This is a genomic window from Porphyromonas sp. COT-108 OH2963 (genome assembly GCF_000768895.1).
In the GTDB taxonomy this organism is placed as follows: domain Bacteria; phylum Bacteroidota; class Bacteroidia; order Bacteroidales; family Porphyromonadaceae; genus Porphyromonas_A; species Porphyromonas_A canoris.
In genome coordinates this window covers 1-16,984 of record NZ_JRAP01000007.1, presented here as the reverse complement: position 1 = coordinate 16,984, position 16,984 = coordinate 1, and the positions used below count along the sequence as shown (strand labels likewise).

General features: G+C 42.6%; 10 protein-coding genes and 2 rRNA genes. 3 read left to right on the top strand and 9 right to left on the bottom strand.

Going from position 1 to position 16,984, the window contains the following annotated elements; translation table 11 throughout:
- Window positions 1-16 precede the first annotated feature (16 nt).
- A complete protein-coding gene (locus tag HQ39_RS02895) occupies window positions 17-1,024 on the top strand; it encodes an ROK family protein (RefSeq protein ID WP_036863601.1) in 1,008 nt (335 codons plus the stop codon).
- 84 nt (window positions 1,025-1,108) lie between these two features.
- Here HQ39_RS02895 and HQ39_RS02890 read toward each other — a convergent pair whose 3' ends face one another.
- The 9 genes from HQ39_RS02890 to HQ39_RS09150 form a co-directional block, all read right to left on the bottom strand.
- On the bottom strand, window positions 1,109-1,414 hold the full coding sequence (locus HQ39_RS02890; RefSeq protein WP_036863599.1) for a Dabb family protein: 306 nt from the start codon (window positions 1,412-1,414) through the stop codon (window positions 1,109-1,111).
- A 25-nt stretch (window positions 1,415-1,439) separates the two neighbouring features.
- Entirely contained in the window at window positions 1,440-2,672 is a 1,233-nt protein-coding gene (gene serB, locus HQ39_RS02885) for a phosphoserine phosphatase SerB (RefSeq protein ID WP_036863598.1), read from the bottom strand.
- A 233-nt stretch (window positions 2,673-2,905) separates the two neighbouring features.
- Window positions 2,906-5,002 carry a S46 family peptidase gene (locus HQ39_RS02880; RefSeq protein WP_036863595.1) on the bottom strand — a complete coding sequence of 699 codons (2,097 nt, stop codon included), beginning with the start codon at window positions 5,000-5,002 and terminating at the stop codon, window positions 2,906-2,908.
- A gap of 43 nt (window positions 5,003-5,045) precedes the next feature.
- Complete coding sequence (locus HQ39_RS02875; protein WP_036788997.1) at window positions 5,046-6,398, bottom strand: TIGR00341 family protein; 1,353 nt, start codon at window positions 6,396-6,398, stop codon at window positions 5,046-5,048.
- An 11-nt stretch (window positions 6,399-6,409) separates the two neighbouring features.
- Window positions 6,410-7,885, bottom strand: a complete 1,476-nt coding sequence (locus tag HQ39_RS02870) for an oligosaccharide flippase family protein (protein WP_036863593.1) — start codon at window positions 7,883-7,885, stop codon at window positions 6,410-6,412.
- Window positions 7,886-7,898: 13 nt separating this feature from the next.
- Window positions 7,899-8,942 carry a Holliday junction branch migration DNA helicase RuvB gene (gene ruvB, locus HQ39_RS02865; protein WP_369793997.1) on the bottom strand — a complete coding sequence of 348 codons (1,044 nt, stop codon included), beginning with the start codon at window positions 8,940-8,942 and terminating at the stop codon, window positions 7,899-7,901.
- 9 nt (window positions 8,943-8,951) lie between these two features.
- Window positions 8,952-10,454 carry a cysteine--tRNA ligase gene (gene cysS, locus HQ39_RS02860; protein ID WP_036863590.1) on the bottom strand — a complete coding sequence of 501 codons (1,503 nt, stop codon included), beginning with the start codon at window positions 10,452-10,454 and terminating at the stop codon, window positions 8,952-8,954.
- Between the two features lie 67 nt (window positions 10,455-10,521).
- The gene (locus HQ39_RS02855; RefSeq protein ID WP_036863588.1) at window positions 10,522-12,210 is read right to left on the bottom strand and encodes an alpha-amylase family protein; all 1,689 of its coding nucleotides are present in this window, start codon (window positions 12,208-12,210) and stop codon (window positions 10,522-10,524) included.
- Window positions 12,207-12,683, bottom strand: a complete 477-nt coding sequence (locus HQ39_RS09150; RefSeq protein WP_052079383.1) for a methylated-DNA--[protein]-cysteine S-methyltransferase — start codon at window positions 12,681-12,683, stop codon at window positions 12,207-12,209. Before HQ39_RS09150 ends, HQ39_RS02855 begins: the two co-directional genes overlap by 4 nt.
- A 1,129-nt stretch (window positions 12,684-13,812) precedes the next feature.
- Here HQ39_RS09150 and HQ39_RS02845 point away from each other — a divergent pair.
- Window positions 13,813-16,684: ribosomal RNA gene (locus tag HQ39_RS02845) — 23S ribosomal RNA — on the top strand.
- Window positions 16,685-16,875: 191 nt separating this feature from the next.
- Window positions 16,876-16,984 (top strand): 5S ribosomal RNA (rrf, locus tag HQ39_RS02840).

The window sequence follows — 16,984 nt, the reverse complement described above, 5'->3', positions numbered from 1 at the left end:
TAACACACAAAAGAATATGATTAAACAAGATGTTATAAAGCCTTACGTGCTCGGTGTTGATATAGGTGGCACCAACACCGTTTATGGAATAGTAGATGCAAGAGGCAATATTGTGCTAAATGGCTCCATAAAGACTGCCACACACTTAGATATCAATGATTATATCCGAGACCTAACTGCAGGAATGCAACTCTTGATAGACCAAGTCGGAGGTAAAGATATGATTAAAGGTATAGGTATAGGAGCTCCTAATGGAAACTTTTTTACCGGCTCCATAGACTTTGCTCCCAATCTTCCGTGGAAAGGGAGAATTATGCTTGCAGATATTATCTCTGAAAAGATGGGAATACCGGTAGCCCTAACCAATGATGCCAACGCAGCAGCCATCGGAGAGATGACTTATGGTGTCGCTCGTGGTATGAAGAACTTTATTGTGATTACATTAGGTACAGGTGTCGGCAGTGGTATTGTTGTGAATGGAACACTTGTGTACGGACACGATGGCTTTGCAGGAGAGTTGGGACACACTATCATTAGACGTAATGGTCGTATTTGTGGCTGTGGACGGAAGGGATGTTTGGAAACATATACATCGGCAACAGGAGTAGCGAGAACTGCTCGTGAATATCTTGAGATTCGTAAGGATGACTCTCTGCTAAGAGAGCTCAATATCGAAGATATTACTTCTAAAGATGTGTATGACGCAGCAATGAAGGGGGATAAACTCTCTCTTGAAATATTTGAAGCTACCGGAGCAATACTCGGAGAGGCGTTTGCCGACTTTGTGGCATTCTCTTCACCCGAAGCTATTATTCTATTTGGTGGTCTTACCAAAGCGGGCGACCTGCTTATGGATCCTATAAAGCGTCATATGGAACTTAATATGCTTCAGATATATAAAGGAAAGACAAAGCTTTTGACATCAGAGCTTAAAGAGAGTGATGCGGCTGTACTTGGCGCAAGTGCTCTTGGTTGGGAGGCAGATAAGGCTCTTCGTAAAGCAAGTAGTGTAGCAGGCGAATAAGAAAGAGAAATCTTCCTAAGACGGTGTAAAAAACGTTCTCTTGTGATATCTTGCAAGAGAACGTTTTCTTTTTGTGTTTTCTATTTATTCTTGTGTATCTACGCAGGCTCGAAGGGAGCAGTAGGGCTTGATATACTTCTGTACCAAGGTTTGATGAGCCTCATGTTTTGCATAGATGGAGAGAGCATTAAGGTCCGCCACTGTAGCAATTAAGATGAAATCGTATTGTTCATTCGGATTGACGTTGACTTCTATCCGAAGATCTTGTAATTCCGCTATTTGTTCAGGTAGATTATGAAAGTCTTTCTGAATATCTATCAGTATTTGTCGTTTCTTTTCCTCTGATATTTCGGTTTGAAATTCAAAGAGGACATAGTGTTTCAGAGCCATATCTGTACTGTTTATCTATGAATGTTTACATAAATTCTACTTCGTCAATGATAGAATCTTTATAACCCAAGAAGTAGAGAATGCCATCCAATCCTACGGTAGAGATGGACTGTTTGGCAGTCGCTTTTACTTTTGGTTTAGCATGAAATGCAATACCGAGACCGGCTGTTGCAATCATCGGAAGATCGTTAGCACCATCTCCCACTGCCACAGTTTGTCGGATATCTACCTTTTCCACTTGAGCTATAAGCTTCATCAGTTCGGCTTTTCTCTTTCCGTCAATAATGTCTCCAAGATGTCTGCCTGTGAGCTTACCATCTTTTATTTCAAGTTCGTTCGCATAGACATAATCTATCTGATATTTATTGGCAAGATACTGGCCGAAGTAGGTAAATCCTCCGGAGAGTATTGCAATCTTAAATCCGACCTTTTTTAGTATTTTCATTACTCTGTCCACACCTTCCGTGATAGGTAGATTTTCTGCGATATCTGCCATTACAGATACATCAAGACCTTTCAACAAGGCCACTCTTCTGATAAAACTTTCGTTGAAATCTATCTCACCACGCATGGCTGATTCCGTAATTGCTCGGACTTCCTCTCCAACACCGGCACGATCGGCAAGTTCGTCTATTACTTCAGTCTCTATCAAAGTAGAATCCATATCGAAGCAGATTAGGCGGCGCATTCTTCGGAACATGCTCTCTTGCTGAAAAGAGACATCTATACCAAGATTTGCTGAGATATTCATAAACTCTTTCTGAAGAGCTCCAAGGTCTTTAGGTGTTCCTCGAACAGAGATTTCTATACTAGCTTTCGGTACTCGTTCCTTCTCTTCAAGAGGGATACGACCTGTAAGACGCTTTATATTATCTATATTCATGTCTTGCAGCGCGATAGCATCCGTAATCTTGGCTACCATGTCTGCTGTAATTCTCTTTGCCAGGATAGTGATGATATATCGGTTTTTGCCTTGCATGCCGACCCAGTGATTGTAGTCTTCTATCTTCACGGGAGTAAAGTTGACGTGGATGTTCATCTCATTGGCTTTAAACAAAAGATCTTTCAGTATATCCCCGGAACGATGCTCTTCGGTAAGAAACATTATCCCTAAACTGAGATGACTGTGAATATCTGCCTGACCAATATCGAGAATTGTAGCTTCATGGCTTGCCAGAATAGAAGTAAATCCTGCTGTAACTCCTGGTCTGTCCTTTCCACTGAAAATAGCCAATATGATTTGGGTGTTTGTATTCATAGATTTTGATTGTTTTATTTCAGTTACTCACCAAATTTAGGCATTTTATTCGCATTAAGATCCAAGAAAAGATGAATACTTTGCTAAGATTGTATTACAAAAGTAGATAGTTTCAATAAAAACTATTCTGGTTACATTCTTCTAACAAAGTGCCGAGAAATATCATTTATAAAGAAAAGACGTCTGCCATCCGAGAGATGACAAACGTCTTTAGATAACGAATCTTATATGCTTTATTTCACAAAAGAGACTTCATCCACAAGATATTTACTCTTGCCCCACATGTCTATTACCCACATAACATAGCGGATATCAACAGATATAGTACGTTGCATATTAGCTTCGAACTCAATATCCCCACTCATTGCTTCCCAGTTGCCGTCAAAAGCAAGACCGATAAGGTCTCCATTCTTATTGAAGACAGGGCTACCTGAATTACCACCGGTTATATCATTATCAGACAAGAAGCATAGTCGGAGATTGCCTTTCTTATCTGCATAGCGTCCGAAGCCTTTCTTTGAAAGAAGATCCAAGATTTCAGGTTGCACTCTAAACTCGGATACGGAAGGGTCTTGTTTTTCAAAGATCCCTGCTGATGTCGTGTAGTAGTCGTACCATCCTGCATCATAAGGTTTGTATCCGGATACACTACCATAGCTCATTCTCATGGTAAAGTTGGCATCAGACGGCAGAGCTTTCTTAGGATCCTTTTCTCTCAATCCGGCAAAGAATAGTCTTTCCCCTTTAAGAAGAGATCCTCTATAAGGTGCCATCATATCAGAAAGTTTATGCATCTCATCTATAAAGCTTGTACGAAGAGCTACTAACGGATCTTTTTCGTAGGCTTCATCATTAAACTCCGGATTGGCAAGTGCTTGTTGGAAACGTTCCTTGCTTACAAAGACAGAGTTGTTATACACGAATGCTGTATATTTATCCAAATCTCCTCCAAAGTCTGTGTCTATGGTTTTGTAGATACTTGGCAGATATTCTGGAGCAACATTCTCTTTCACTACTCTAAGCATGACAGGCAGTGTTGCTTTCGCCACTTTTGGAGAGAAGTCTTTATACATAGCATCAAGATTAGCCTTGCGAGCAGCTTCAGGTTTGATGGCAAATCTAACCACTTCAAAGCCACTGTATGCTTCGCTTATATATTGTAGATTTCTAGTGTATTCACCCATCTTCTCGACAGGAATGCGAAGACTATCCAATACGAATCCATATTTTGCTTTGCGTTCAGTAGTCGATGCTGCAAAGCGAGCAAAGTCTTTTTCTATTTTTTGTTTCTCAGATACGACATTAAGACGACGAAGTCCTTTATTCATACCGATGGAGTTTTTCCAATAGTTTGAACTGAGTGCATACTTATCTGAGTATTGAATACGGATAGCTTGTTCTTTCTCCATGAAGCTCTTCCAAACATCCTGCTTCAAACCACGAACTTCTATTCTCGGAGTGTTTTCATTCTTAATAAGATTTTCTACTCCCCAAGAGCTGAGATATCTGTTGGTTCTTCCCGGGAAACCAATGGTCATGGCATAATCTTTTTCGTTAACACCAGACAAAGAGATCTTTGCAAATGCTTTTGGCTTGAATGGTTTGTTGTTGGCGTTATATGCTGCAGGCCGATTATTGGCATCAGCATATACTCTGAAGACAGAGAAGTCTCCTGTATGGCGAGGCCACATCCAGTTGTCTGTATCACCTCCAAACTTACCTATAGAAGAAGGTGGGGCAAATACCATACGAATGTCCTTAAAAACATCGTATGAGATGAGATAGTACTTATTGTTGTTGTAGAAAGGATATACTTTTGCCGTAGTGTTTGGCTCCTTTTCTACTTCTTTCTCAATCTTTGCAATTTCTGCCTGAATAGCTTTGATACGATCCATCTCATCAGTAATGCCTTCTACTGCCTTCAAAATCTTGTCGGTAATATCCTCTGTTCCTCTAAGATACTGGACTGTAAGACCCGGAACAGGAAGTTCTTGATTTAGGGCATGAGAAACAAATCCATCCCGAAGATAATCATGTTCTACCGAGCTGAGCTGCTGAATGGAAGAGTACCCACAGTGATGGTTTGTAAATATTAGCCCCTGATTAGATACAGTAATACCGGTACATCCACGACCGAATATTACAACCGAATTGTGTAGCGCAGGAGCGCTTTCGTTGTAAAGCTTGTTGAATGCCATGGTAAAACCAAGCTGACGCATTCTGTCTTGATTCTCTTTGTTCAGCTCTTTCAGAATCCACATACCCTTGTCTGCTTTTGCAGCAGGAGCTAAAAGGAATAGAGCCGCTAAGAGAAGAAATGTTCTTTTCATGCTGAGTTAGTATTAAGTAGTTAGAAAATAGTTTTTACGTTTGTTATTCTTTAGATGAGATCTCTATTTCTGCTCCGGGCAATCTTTCATTGAGCCAGCTTTTTAGTCTTTGTCTATTCTCATCAGAAATTTTGTTGCCATTTGTATAGAGACCTATTCTTACTATTTGAGATCTTTTTAAGGAGTCCAAGCTGATATGATACATTTTACCGAATGTTGCCCTGGTAACTTCCGGATAAAGTGTTCGGAGATCTCGTGATATTTGATCAATATCTTTAGCCAACTGCTCTGCAGAAGCAAGTTGATATTCTAAAGAGTCTATTCTAAGTTGTTGATATTTTATTACAGAAGAGTTATCTTGCTTTACGTCATCTATGATACTACTCTTGAGGCCTGCCATATCAGCTTTACCAAATCCTTGACGCACGACGAGAGTTGTATTACGAAGTCCATACTCGCTCAGTTTATCACGAAGTTCTGCAATGGTTTGTTCCGAAAGCTCATTCCCCAGGAGAGATACAGAAAGAACATTCCCATCTTTCTTTTTAGAAGTTTCATAGCTTAGAAGATAAGTGCCATCAAACTGAAATTCATTTTTTATAAACTTCACTTGAGACTCTTCATAATAGTTTCGCTGAATCAGTTGGTATCCTAAAACCACACTCGGAACAATGGTACATATTACGATGCTTAGAACCATTCTGTTTACTCGTGTTTCTCTTGCCTTATCTACAAATGTTTTGCGAGGATAGTTCATAATCCTTACCCCCAAAAAAGTGGCAAGACCGATGAAAACGGTATTTATGATATAGAGATAAAATGCTCCGAAAAAGAAGTTCAGCTGGCCTGTACCAATACCATATCCGGCAGTACAGAGTGGTGGCATGAGAGCTGTCGCAATGGCAACACCGGGGATAACATTCCCTTTTGACTTTGTTGCACCTGCTATTAGACCTGCCATACCTCCCACAAAAGCTATCAAAACATCATAGATATTGGGTTGTGTCCTAGCAAGAAGTTCGCTTTGAACAGAAGAAATGGGAGAAATAAAAAAGAAAATCGTAGAGGTAAGAATCCCAAAAATAGTCGCCATGAGGAAGTTTCTAACACTTCTTCTAAGAAGATCAAAATCGGAAATACCTAATCCTAATCCTAAACCGACTATCGGCCCCATCAAAGGAGAAATAAGCATGGCTCCTATAATCACAGCGGTAGAGTTGGTGTTAAGCCCCAATGAAGCTATGAAAATAGCACAGATTAGAATCCACATTTTTGTGCCCTTAAAGTCTACATCATTTTTGAGAGACTCTATGGTTTCGTATTCATTCTCTCTTTCTCCTTTTATATCAAAATATGAGCGTATATATTGGATAAATGATTGCTTTTCAGTGTTCATGTCAATAGCTGTTATAAGACTTTTTGAACTTGTTTATATTCGAGAGTTAAACCTATTGCAGCATAGGCCAATAAGAGAATTGTTCTTACGGATAGTACGAAAACACTATTGGCTTCATTTGGAAAAGAGAACCCTATAAGATAAATAGTAGTGCAGGCCAAGCCGATAATGAGTAGCTTTTTTACGTCATATTCTATCCTGTAAACTTTTCGTCCTATCACATAGGAAAGAATCATCATCAATGTATTACAAGCCAATGATGCCCAAGCACAAGCCATATATCCATACATTGGAGTAAACAAGACTATAATACCAACAGTTACGATAAGTCCGATAAAAGAGAATATAGCCCCAAAGTATGTTTTATCGCTAAGCTTATACCAAATGGAGAGATTGTAGTAGACTCCGAAGAAGAGTTCACCTAAAAGAACAAGAGGAACAATTCTAAGCCCTTCATAGTATTGGGGTGTAACGATATGCTTGAATATATCGATATAGAAAGTAACCCCCAGAAAAATACAAGAAGTGAATAGAACGAAGAAGTTCATAGCTACTCTGTAAGCCCCATACTCGTCTTTCTTCTTCATCTTTGAGAAGACAAAAGGGTCGTAAGCAAAGCGAAAAGCCTGAATAAACATCACCATGACAACGCATATCTTAAGACACCCTCCGTATATCCCGAGCTGTGTCATGGCAATATCTCTATCCTCTATCATGTAGGGAAGCAGTATCGGACCGGCCATTTTATTAAAGTTCCCGGCCAAACCTAACAGCATTAAAGGGAAGCAGTAATGTATCATCCCTTTCCAAAGTATCTTATTAAAACCTTTTATTGCAGGTCTAAGTATAGGAAGCATCAGCAGTGTTTGCAATGATGTGGAGAGAAGATTAGATACAAAGATGTATCCCACCCCATATTCCGGACGATAAAACCAATCTACAAGACCCGGATTATGCTCCAAAAGATATGGACAAGCCAAAAAGAAAAACAGGTTGAAAAAGATATTGAAAGCTATAAAAGCCAGCTTGTAGAAAGCAAAAAGCTTAGGTCTGTGCTGCTGTCTCAAATAAGCAAAAGGGATAGATAAGATAGCATCCATCGCTGCTATCACACAGAAAATCGCAATAAAATCCGTGTGTGATGCGTATCCCAAGACTCCTGCAATGTCTTGAACAAAGATCAGAGAAAGAATCGTGAAGAATATGGTCGTTCCAAAAACACTCTTAAAGGCAGTTGCATAGACTTCCTGTTGTCTCGGATAAGTCTGCATGAAACGGAAAAGCCCCGTTTCCATGCCATAAGTAAGAACAACCAAGATAACGCTTATCCATGCGTATAAATTGGTTACCATACCATATTCTGCCGTAGTGGAGAGGACGCGTATATAGAATGGAGCCAATAACCAATTAAGAAAACGCCCGATGATATTGGTCATACCATATATTACGGTATCCTTAACCAAAGACTTCATACCGAGGCTGCTCATAGAATCTTTCTTTCTATAATTCGTTAAATAGGGGCATCTCTTTAGGCGAGACTATACGACCAAAATGTCCGTATGCCATTTTGGTAACTTCTCGTCCACGAGGTGTCCGTTTTAGGAATCCTTCTTTTATGAGAAAAGGCTCGTACACCTCTTCAACCGTTCCCGGATCTTCGCCTATTGCAGTAGCTATCGTGGTAAGTCCCACAGGACCACCGGAAAACTTATCCATAATACATGTGAGTATTTTGTGGTCTATATGATCAAGTCCGTGCTTGTCTATATTGAGTGCTTCAAGAGCAATGTGAGCAATCTCTTTATCTATCGCACCTGTCCCACGAACTTGAGCAAAATCCCTTACCCTACGCAGCAAAGCATTGGCAATACGTGGAGTACATCTGCTACGGGATGCTATCTCTATTGCAGCTTCATGATCACAAGGCACATCAAGGATATTGGCACTCCTTTCCACTATACCACAAAGAGTATTGGTATCATAATACTCCAAGTGCATATTTATCCCGAATCTTGCTCTTAGGGGAGCAGTTAGAAGTCCGCTCCTTGTAGTAGCTCCAATGAGAGTAAACGGATTAAGGTCTATCTGAATACTCCGTGCTCCGGGGCCTTTATCTATCATGATATCTATCCGGTAATCTTCCATGGCGGAGTATAAATACTCCTCAACGATAGGGGAGAGCCGATGTATTTCATCAATAAACAGGACATCGTGAGCCTCCAAGGAGGTAAGCACACCTGCCAAATCTCCGGGTTTATCGAGTACCGGACCTGATGTTACTTTGAAACCTACACCAAGTTCGTTGGCGATAATCTGGGAAAGTGTTGTCTTTCCCAATCCGGGAGGCCCGTGCAGCAAAACATGGTCGAGAGCTTCATTCCGCATCTTTGCCGCCATGACAAAGACCTTCAGATTCTCAACCACATTATCCTGTCCCTTAAAGCCTTCAAAAGAAAGAGGTCTCAACGCATGGTCTGCATCGTCTCTTCCCATTGGACTTGCTGAACGACGGATATCAAATTCCGAAGACGTAATATTGTTCATCTGTATCTGCTACATTCCGGGGAGTTTCCATTCTGCCCCGTCTTTAGTATCCTTGATCTCAAATCCCAGCTTAGCCAGCTCGTCTCGTATCTTATCGGAAGTTGCCCAGTCCTTTTCAGACTTCGCTTTTGCCCGTATTTGGAGCAAAAGTTCCATAGCTCCGGCAAAAGCATCCGTATGTGCCTTTGAAACCTCACTTCCCGGCTTCTTCATTCCAAGAATATCAAAGAGGAAAGTATCAAACAGCTCTTTGAGAGACTCTATCTGCTCTGCGGTTAAAGATTTGCCGGGTTCTGCTTTTGCTGTATTGATTACCTTTGTTGCATCAAACAGGTGAGCAATGACGACCGGACTGTTCAAGTCATCGTTAAGAGCCTCATAACAAAGCTCCTTGTAGCTGGGAAGATCCACACTCTTACTGCTTATTGCTTTAAGAGAATCCAAAGCAAGGTAAGCATCTAACAGGCGTTCCAATCCTTTTGAGGAAGCTTGAAGGGCTTCATTGCTAAAGTCCACAGTACTTCTGTAATGGGCTTGTAACATGAAGAAACGAATGGTCATTGCATCGTATGGCTGTTCAAGCAACTCATGAGAACCTGTAAAAAACTGCTCAAGAGTAATGAAGTTGCCAAGGCTTTTGCCCATTTTCTGCCCATTTATGGTAACCATGTTGTTGTGTACCCAGTAGCGAACCATCGGTTTACCCTGTGCCGCAACAGCCTGAGCTATCTCGCACTCATGGTGAGGGAATATCAAGTCCATTCCACCCCCATGTATGTCGAACGTTTCTCCCAGATATTTGCGTCCCATGGCGGTACATTCGCAATGCCATCCGGGGAATCCGATACTCCATGGAGCTTTCCATCTCATGATGTGTTCCGGTTGAGCCTTTTTCCAGAGAGCGAAGTCTATACTCTGTCTCTTCTCTCCTTGCCCATCCAGTTCACGAGTATTGGACATCATATCCTCGATGTTACGTCGAGACAGAACTCCATATTTATAAGTCTTGTGATATTTCTCCACATCGAAATAGATAGAGCCTTCACTCTCGTAAGCAAATCCGTTGTTCAAGATCTCCTGAGTAAGATCTATCTGCTCCATAATATGTCCGCTTGCCAATGGCTCTATACTTGGAGGAAGAACATTCAAAGCATCCATTACTCTATGGTATTGGGTGAGATAGTATTGCACGACTTCCATGGGCTCTATCTGTTCCAGTCTTGCCTTTTTCGCTATCTTATCTTCTCCCTCATCGGCATCATGCTCCAAATGACCCACATCCGTAATATTACGGACATATCTCACCTTATATCCGATATGCTTCAGATAACGAAACAGAAGGTCGAAAGTAACAGCCGGTCTCGCATGTCCGAGATGCGCATCGCCATAAACGGTCGGACCGCAAACGTACATCCCAACGTGTGGAAAGTGAGATGGCACAAAGCGTTCTTTATCTCTTATAAGGGTATTATATAGCATCAATGGAGCTTCTGTATGTTCCGGAGTGCTCATATGTTTTTCTATTATTTCATCTATTTGTTATTAACTCTATTCTATATCCTTACAAAGATAGTTAGTTTTAATCCATAATGCGAGACATTACAATGATATTTGCCTCATAAGGTTGCAATTGTAAAGGCAGGTATATGGATTCGGCTATGGAGTAGGTCGTTTCCTTGCCGCTAAACAGCATTTCCGCGTTCCAAATTGACCTGCTTTGAAGCCCCATCATATCCAGTGCATCCTTAGGTATTTCGTACGTTGTATTTATAGGAGAATGGGAAAGGTTTGCTGCTACAATGGCTACCTCTTGGGGATTGGACTGGTCCCATCTCAAGAATAGAGCCACTTCGTTTTTCTCTTGAACTGAAAGAGACAAAATATGATTCAAATCATAGTAATGAGGAGAACTGAAAGCCTTTCTATTCAGCTTCGCATTGAGAAGGATTTTATATTTATCCCTCAATGTGCTATTTGTATTCAAATCTCCGCGATCTCTGTTCGCTCTCCATTTCTGAAGTTTGGGGAGACTCCAATAGTCGAATATCGTGGTGCGACCATCCTGTCCGCTAAATCCTTCTGCGTCCATGCCTTGTTCTCCCAACTCTTGTACAAAATAGGTCATTACCGCAGAGCTGTCTGCCAATGTGCTTACAACCATTGCTGGAAAAGCCTTTTCCCCACAGCTTGATACGAAAGCGGAAGCAAGCCGTTGCTCGTCATGATTTTCCATAAATCGTAGCAGGTGAGAAGAGATGATATGCTGACGAGAAACAATATCTTTTATTGAAGATGTATTTGCCCCTTTTTTGAGGATGGATATAAGACAGTCGTATAATCCCACTTTGTCGTATAGGTAGTCGAATCCTCCCTCTTGAATAAACTCTTCATACCTGTTTTCGGAATAGATTTCTGCGATAAAAATGATATTGGGATACCTTGATTTTACTCTTTCTATACACCATTTCCAGAACTCTAAAGGTACCATTTCTGCCATATCGCACCTGAAACCATCTACCCCTTTACTGCTCCAGAAAAGAAGGATTTTCAGCATCTTGTTCCATGTGTCCGGGATTGGAGAGAAGTGTGAACACCCTCCGTTGGCATAGTCTACACCATAGTTCAACTTTACTGTCTCGTACCAATCTCCGGAAGATGGTGCATTTACAAAACAGTCATTCCCCGTTGCCTTCGCCGGAAATTCAGAATAAGAAGAGCCGTTTTCTCTCGATATATGTTGTAAAGACAGTGGCTGCCCCGGAATGTAGTAAAAGTTGTTTTGAGGAGAGAAAGCTAAGTCGGTATCATCTTTTTCTCCAAAATCGGAACAATTTTCCGGCTTCGCATCCGATACATATTGCCTTGCGACATGATTTGGTACAAAATCTATTATCACTTTAAGTCCGGCATCATGCGTCCGGGATACCAAAGACTCAAACTCTTGCATACGTTGAGGAACTTTTTCTGCAAGGTCGGGATCTACATCATAATAGTCTTTTACGGCATAGGGAGAGCCTGCTTTTCCCTTTACGATGCACGGATTGTCTTCTGCTATGCCGAATTCGGCGTAAGATGTTTGGGTTGCATGTTCCAAAATGCCGGTGTACCAAATATGCGTGATGCCGAGCTTTTTTATGGATTGTAGGTCAATGGCAGAAATATCATTGAATTTTCCGCATCCGTTAGTCCGGATATCTCCGTTCGGTTCTCTGTCTTGAGATGTATTGCCCCAAATTCTTGGAAGTAATTGATATATGGATATGCTCATTTTTCGATCTGTTTACTCATTTCTTTTTCCCACTTTAGAATTTTTCTTTTTATCCCGACTCCCCAAGCAAAACCTCCTATCGAACCATCTTTAGCCAGGACTCTATGGCATGGTATGAGAAAAGCTATCGGATTGCGCCCTATGGCAGTCCCGGTTGCTCGTACAGCTTTCGGATGTCCTGCACGTTCAGCTATATCGCTGTAGCTGCGGGTCTCTCCCAATGGTATCTCCAAAAGAGCGCTCCAAACCTTATGCATGAACGGTGTCCCGGGTAAATTCGCCGTCTTTGGAATGGGAGACTCATGAATTAAAGACAGAATGAAAGAGTCGGATTTAGAAATAACTCTTTCTCTAATCCGAATGGGAACATACTCCGAAACAGAAAGAGAAATAATGGTATCGCCATCGAATGTCGGTATCATATAGCCAAAAGAAGTTTTCCATATCTCTTGCCTCTGTTGCTTTTGATTCATGATAGAAAGTCTCTTTTTGTTTAGTTTGTAAAGATACTAAAATCCATTTTGCTCGGAATAAATGTCTTGCCTGTCGTTTTTACACACCGGCTTGGCAAAGTTTATCCAAGACTCGAAACAGCTGGTTTAGTTCGGCAGAATTATTTTAAGAACAAGGAAGAAGACCGATGTGCTTTTGGAGGAGCGCATCGGTCTTTTTATATAAAAACGTCATGCGGAAAATGGAGGGGAGAAGGGGCGATTTTCGGCTTGGAGGAGGCGAATTTGTCAAGTCGTTTTAAGATAAGATCTTTTGAATGAAAGCGATATGGCAAAATCTCATCTTCGGAGAAAAAAATTTCTTAGAGCATTTCATGGGCTGTTTTCGCGTTAATAGGTGTGAATTTTAACAGGGCGATCTGTGAAGAAAATCTAATAGAGAAAATCGGCTTTTCGGGTGCTTTTTGAGGTGAAAACAGATAAAATACTGATATGTAGCGTTTTAATGATTTTGGCTAAACACTTTAATTGAATCCGGTAAACGTGTTTAATGAAATCGGTAAACGTGTTTACTGAAAAATTAAACACGTTAAGCCGAAAGAATATGCTCGTTTAGCGTTTTGGGTGAACCTGTATCGAAAATTGTGTTAATAAAACGGGTTGATTTAACAAATCCGGCACCCCTCCGAAAACGCCCCCTCCGATCAAAATAGAGAGCAGTAAAAACCGGGTAGAGGCATCGGTATGGAATATATAAAAATGACCTTCAGGGTTGGAGAGAAATGTGTCCGAAGAGGGGGATACATTATTTATATATATAGGCGAGAGCTGTTGGAGAGTAGAAATAGCGGTTTTCGATAAAATGTTTGATTCTCTTCAGTCTTGATAACAAGCGGATTAAGTGCTGTTTTGAGAGTGCTGTTTGATATGTTTGTCTATCTTTTGTTAGTAAAGTTTGGTAGAATGAAAAACTCTTTCTAACTTTGCACCCACGAAACGGGAGAGCGGATCTCCTGTGAGGAATACGAGATCATAGACATATCGGAAGAGAAGAATATAGTAGCATTGTCCTGTATGGAAATACGGGATGGTATAAAACTACAATAACCGTATCATGCCGTTAACGGTATGATATGCGAGAGCAAAAAAAATATAAGCAAAAGAAGGGCAGACGGTGGATGCCTTGGCTCTAAGAGGCGACGAAGGACGTGATAAGCTGCGAAAAGCTGTGGGGATCGGCAAATACGAAAAGATCCACAGATATCCGAATGGGGCAACCCGGCATGCGACAGCATGTCAAAACATCTCATTACCCATAGGAGAAGAAAACAAAAGTGATTCCCTCAGTAGTGGCGAGCGAACGGGGAGGAGCCCAAACCGATGCTGTTTTGGCAGTGTCGGGGTTGTAGGATCTCGAATAAAGCTTTACAACAGACAGGTAGTAGAAGATTCTGGAAAGGATCGCCAAAGCGGGTGACAGCCCCTTATACGAAACTTTGAAGTTGGAGTGACGAGAGACCTGAGTAGCGCGGGACACGAGAAATCCTGTGTGAATCCGGGAGGCCCATCTCCCAAGGCTAAATACTCCTTAGAGACCGATAGTGAACAAGTACTGTGAAGGAAAGGTGAAAAGAACCTCGAACAGAGGAGTGAAATAGATCCTGAACCCGTTTGCCTACAAGCGGTCGGAGCACTTTCGTGGTGTGACGGCGTGCCTTTTGCATAATGAACCTACGAGTTACTTTACGCAGCGAGGATAAGACTTATAAGAGTTGTATCCGTAGCGAAAGCGAGTTTTAAATGGCGTACAGTTGCGTGAAGTAGACGCGAAACCAAGTGATCTACCCTTGGCCAGGCTGAAGTTTGGGTAACACCACATAGAGGGCCGAACCGGTTGACGTTGAAAAGTCTTCGGATGAGCTGAGGGTAGGGGTGAAAGGCTAATCAAACTTGGAGATAGCTCGTACTCCCCGAAATGCATTTAGGTGCAGCCTTTGGGCGGAGCTGTAAGAGGTAGAGCGACTGATTGGATGCGAGGGCTTCGCCGCCTATCAAGTCCAGACAAACTCCGAATGCTTACAGGCTTACCAAGGAGTGAGGGCATGGGTGCTAAGGTCCATGTCCGAGAGGAGAAGAATCCGGACCATCGGCTAAGGTCCCGAAATAACTGCTAAGTTGAAACAAACGCGGTCATGATGCGAAGACAGCTAGGATGTTGGCTTGGAAGCAGCCATTCATTTAAAGAGTGCGTAACAGCTCACTAGTCGAGGATCGTGGCATGGATAATACTCGGGCATAAGCAGTTTACCGAAGCCGTGGGATCAGTAGTGATCGGTAGGGGAGCATTCCGGCGTGGCAGAAGATCGAGGGACAACTTCGGTTGGACATTCCGGAAGAGCAAATGTAGGTATAAGTAACGATAAAGGGGGCGAGAAACCCCCTCGCCGAAAGACTAAGGTTTCCTGATCAACGCTAATCGGATCAGGGTTAGTCGGGGCCTAAGAGGAACCCGGACAAGGGGCACTCGATGGACGAACGGGTTAATATTCCCGTACTGATATATTCCAGTGATGAGGTGACGGAGAAGTGACAGTCCTGCCCGGAGACGGAAAACCGGGTTGAACGGCAAAGACGCAGATCGGGGTAGGCAAATCCGCCTCGAGAGTTGAAGCCGGAAAGAATGGGAAGCCCTTCGGGGCGCCCCAATATGGATGTAATCAAGCTCCCAAGAAAACCCTCTAAGCGTTATAAAGGATGTATCACCCGTACCGTAAACCGACACAGGTGGTTGGGTTGAGTATACTAAGGCGCTCGAGCGATTCGCGGTTAAGGAACTAGGCAAATTGGTCCTGTAACTTCGGGAAAAAGGACGCCGGTATGGGGACATACCGGTCGCAGAGAATAGGCCCAGGCGACTGTTTAACAAAAACACAAGGCTATGCGAAAAAGAAATTTGAAGTATATAGTCTGACACCTGCCCGGTGCTGGAAGGTTAAGAGGAGATGTCATCGCAAGAGACGCATTGAATTGAAGCCCCAGTAAACGGCGGCCGTAACTATAACGGTCCTAAGGTAGCGAAATTCCTTGTCGGGTAAGTTCCGACCTGCACGAATGGTGTAACGATCTGGGCACTGTCTCAATCGCGAACTCGGTGAAATTGTAGTATCGGTGAAGATGCCGATTACCCGCAACGGGACGAAAAGACCCCGTGAACCTTTACTATAGCTTTACATTGTATTTGGGTAATGAATGTGTAGGATAGGCCGGAGACTGAGAAATGGGTACGCCAGTATTCATGGAGTCGCTGTTGAAATACGGCCCTTTTGTTATTTGGATACTAACTCTTTTGAATTAGAGGACACTGTATGGTGGGTAGTTTGACTGGGGTGGTCGCCTCCAAAAGCGTAACGGAGGCTTCTAAAGGTACCCTCAGGCCGATTGGTAACCGGCCCGTGAGTGTAATGGCATAAGGGTGCTTGACTGGGAGACAAACAAGTCGCACAGGAAGGAAACTTGAGCATAGTGATCCGGTGGTTCCGCGTGGAAGGGCCATCGCTCAAAGGATAAAAGGTACTCCGGGGATAACAGGCTGATCGCTCCCAAGAGCTCATATCGACGGAGCGGTTTGGCACCTCGATGTCGGCTCGTCACATCCTGGGGCTGGAGAAGGTCCCAAGGGTTGGGCTGTTCGCCCATTAAAGTGGCACGCGAGCTGGGTTCAGAACGTCGTGAGACAGTTCGGTCTCTATCTGTTGTGGGCGCAGGATATTTGCGAGGATCTGACACTAGTACGAGAGGACCGTGTTGGACGTACCACTGGTTCATCAGTTGTATCGCCAGGTGCATAGCTGAGTATCCACGTACGGGAAGAATAAGTGCTGAAAGCATCTAAGCACGAAGTCGACCTCAAGATTAGATATCCGTTATCAGGGACGTTACAGACGATGACGTAGATAGGCCACAGGTGCAAGTGCAGTAATGTATTCAGCCGAGTGGTACTAATCTCCCGAACGCTTATATTTAGAGAATTTTCTCAGGCAAAGGGTATTGTAGTTTTAGAACTATGTTCTTTTCTCCGTATATGTTAGACATACAGCGTGGAAGAAGTGTTGGAGGATATACTTCTGACATGCAAAAGAGATAGCGAAGAAGTCGGAGCGGGAAACGAACGAGACAAGGGAAACAAAGAAACCGATGGATTTGCGAAGCCAATAAAGGTGGCTATAGCATCGGGGATCCACCTCTAACCATTCCGAACAGAGCAGTTAAGCCCGATCACGCCGATGGTACTATGCAAATGGGAGAGTAGGTAGCCGCCACTT